The following is a 2,890-nucleotide window of genomic DNA, read 5'->3' on the forward strand; positions in this document are numbered from 1 at the left end:
GAGCACGAACGCGCCGTGGGGAAACACATCCCCAAACGCCACCGGAATCCACCGCGGTATCGCCATCGCAACCCACCTCCGTAGGGATCATGTCCGGATGTTGCCGGCATCTCGCCGCGTTCCGGACAGCACCCACGATGGGCCACTCACCAACCGCTTGCCAAGCGATATCTGGCCTATGTATACCGCGCCCGTATGAAATCCATACACCCACCAGCTAGAATCTCGACACCCGTTTGCTGTGAAGCTATTTTTGACGAGTGACAAACAAAGACGGCATCCCGCCCTACACTGCGCGCGGCCGGGTCGAGGGTGAGAACTGGCAGGCTGTCGCCGACGCGCTGAACGCCCGCATGGCCGCGCGACGCATCGGACAGCAGTCCCTCGCGACCGCATCAGGGGTGTCGGTGGCAACGCTGCGCCAAGTCCAGCACGGCAGCCACGCCCGCCGCGTCCAGAACGCCACCCTGACCGCAATCGCGCGTGCTCTCGACTGGCCCGACGACCATCTGATCCGAGTGCTGGTCGGTAGCCACGTGCCGGATACCCTCGGCCACGCCACCGATCAGGAGATCCTCGCCGGTATCAGTCGCATCGAACAGCGTCTGGACGACCTCACCCGCCGCCTGACCGCCGTCGAGGAGCTCGTCACCGCGGGCACGGCCAACAGGTAAGGGGCCAGAACCCCGGCAACGACCGTTGCCGCCCGCTGGGCTCTGACCCCTGTGCGTCGCCGCTGTACCGGCCGCCGGCAATACTCAGTCGGATACCACCGGTGGCGTCCCGCCCGACTCCCACGGTGGCAGCAGCGCTCCTACCGGTCGGAACACGAGCGTCACCTCAACATCGCCCAACGCTTCGGCGAACCCCACCCCGTCCGGCAGCGCCGCCCACGCGCGCATCACGTCCGCGGGACCATCCACGGGATGGATCGTGACCGTGTACTCCTCCGACCCGATCATCGCCCGCCCGCCTGACGCACCGACCGCGCCAGCGCCGCGCCCAGCAGCATCCGCCCGGCCGCCGGCGCCGTGGCAGTGTCGACAAAGAAGAACAGCGGGCACACCTGATAGTCGTGCCAGCCGCTCTCCACCGCGAACAGCTCCGCCGCCGCCGGCGAATCAAACGTGATCGTCGTATCGCGGACCCGCCGGTCGCCCCCCGGCTCGAAACGCACCACCCCGTACAAGACGGCCAACCGGCCATCCCCGGCCCCGTCGTCACCCGCATATCCGCCGCTTGCCGTCACTGGCCACACCATCCCGTCCACGCTGTCGGTTGGATGCCGACCCGGCCCCGCGGAGCAATGGGACGCAACGCGAGACCGGGCCGGTTGCGGACGACCTTGCCGGCGCAGGAGGCGTCACGGAAGGCCGCTGGCCGTATACGCCGAAACACACGATCTATCCACTTACCGTATAGACTCACGGTGCCCAGCCAACGAACGGACGGTCATGCACCTACCGTCAGGAGGCAGCCATGGCGTCGGAACGTCGTCCCTTACCGCCCGCTCCCGCCGGCCTGTGGGACCGCCCCGACATGACCGAGGCCATCACCGGCCGGGACATGGCAACCGTTCTTGCGATCTACCGGAAGTACACCGGCGCCACCCAGACGCAGATCGCCGGGGTCTGCGAGATCCCACAGTCGCATATCAGCGAAATTCAGAGTGCCCGCCGCCGGGTTACCAGCCTGGAAATCTTCGAACGTCTCGCGGACGGACTCGGCATCCCCCGTACCCGCCTGGGCCTGGCGGAACGACCCGGAACCGGGCCGGCAAGCGCCCCGGTCGTACCCGACGGGCCACGACCGACCGATCTGGTCCCGGAAATCGTGCGGGTCTACCCCAACCGGACAGCGGTTCCCGGCGAGATGTGGCGGGCGTTCCTTGGCGGCGCGCGCGAGGCGGTCGACATCCTCGTCATCGCCGGCCTGTTCCTCCCCGACGGACACGCCGACCTGGTTCCGCTCCTGCGCGGCAAGGCCGAAAGTGGCGTGAAGATCCGCTACACCCTCGGCGACCCCGCATCCGACGCGGTGGCGTTGCGTGGAGCAGAAGAAGGCATCGGCGACAACCTCGCCGCCCGGACCCGGCTCACCCTCACCTATCTATCCGGGCTCCAGGGCGTCCCCGGTGTCGATGTCCGCCTGCACACCGCGACCCTGTACAACTCGATCTACCGGTTCGACGCCGACATGCTCGTCAATACCCACGTCTACGGCGCGCCCGCCGCGCATTCCCCGGTCCTCCACCTCCGTCAGACCACCGGGGGGAGCCTGTTCGAGCATTACACCGCCAGTTTCGAGAAGGTCTGGGCCGTTACCGAAGGAGCCTGGTAGATCCGTGGCACGTATCGACTATTTCAACGACCCGAACGCCCCCGCCGCGAACAGCGTCGTCCCGTCGGTCACCGCAGTGGTTACCGACGAGCAGGGTCGTATTCTCATGGTCCACAAGACCGATAACGACCTGTGGGCGTTGCCCGGCGGCGGAATGGACCTGGGCGAGTCGATCGCGGACGCCGCCGTCCGCGAGACCAAGGAGGAGACCGGCATCGACATCGAGGTCACCGGCCTTATCGGGGTGTATACTAACCCCCGGCATGTGCTTGCCTACGACGACGGCGAGGTCCGCCAGCAGTTCTCGCTGTGCTTCACGACCCGGATGCTCGGCGGCACCCTGCGGACCAGCAGCGAGACGAAGGAAGTCCAGTTCGTCGCCCCCGGCGACCTCGACACGTTGAACATCCACCCGTCCATGCGTCTGCGGATCGATCACTACCTCGAAGGCCGACCCACGCCCTACATCGGCTGACCAGCCGCCGCCAGCCGCGTGAACGTCCGATCGATCGAGGCCGCCAGCACCGGACGGGCACGGGCGATCGACCGC

General features: G+C 67.3%; 5 protein-coding genes. 3 read left to right on the plus strand and 2 right to left on the minus strand.

Annotation, left to right across the window (positions count from 1 at the left end; all coding sequences use genetic code 11):
- Positions 1–260: 260 nt before the first annotated feature.
- The gene (locus tag U9983_RS27445) at positions 261–674 is read left to right on the plus strand and encodes a helix-turn-helix transcriptional regulator (protein ID WP_322756787.1); all 414 of its coding nucleotides are present in this window, start codon (positions 261–263) and stop codon (positions 672–674) included.
- 84 nt (positions 675–758) lie between these two features.
- Here the strand turns inward: U9983_RS27445 and U9983_RS27450 are convergent, their stop codons facing one another.
- Both U9983_RS27450 and U9983_RS27455 read right to left on the minus strand, forming a co-directional pair.
- Positions 759–962 (minus strand): hypothetical protein, encoded by a 204-nt coding sequence (locus tag U9983_RS27450; protein ID WP_322756788.1) that lies wholly within the window; start codon positions 960–962, stop codon positions 759–761.
- Entirely contained in the window at positions 959–1,249 is a 291-nt protein-coding gene (locus U9983_RS27455) for a hypothetical protein (protein WP_322756789.1), read from the minus strand. Before U9983_RS27455 ends, U9983_RS27450 begins: the two co-directional genes overlap by 4 nt.
- Positions 1,250–1,479: 230 nt before the next feature.
- On the opposite strand from U9983_RS27455, the gene U9983_RS27460 reads away from it, so the two are divergent.
- Together U9983_RS27460 and U9983_RS27465 are read left to right on the plus strand one after the other, a co-directional pair.
- Positions 1,480–2,340, plus strand: a complete 861-nt coding sequence (locus U9983_RS27460; protein WP_322756790.1) for a helix-turn-helix domain-containing protein — start codon at positions 1,480–1,482, stop codon at positions 2,338–2,340.
- 4 nt (positions 2,341–2,344) lie between these two features.
- Complete coding sequence (locus tag U9983_RS27465) at positions 2,345–2,815, plus strand: NUDIX domain-containing protein (RefSeq protein WP_322756791.1); 471 nt, start codon at positions 2,345–2,347, stop codon at positions 2,813–2,815.
- The last annotated feature ends 75 nt before the right edge of the window (positions 2,816–2,890 follow it).

This window comes from Protofrankia sp. Cas3, from assembly GCF_963555955.1.
Lineage (GTDB): Bacteria > Actinomycetota > Actinomycetes > Frankiales > Frankiaceae > Protofrankia.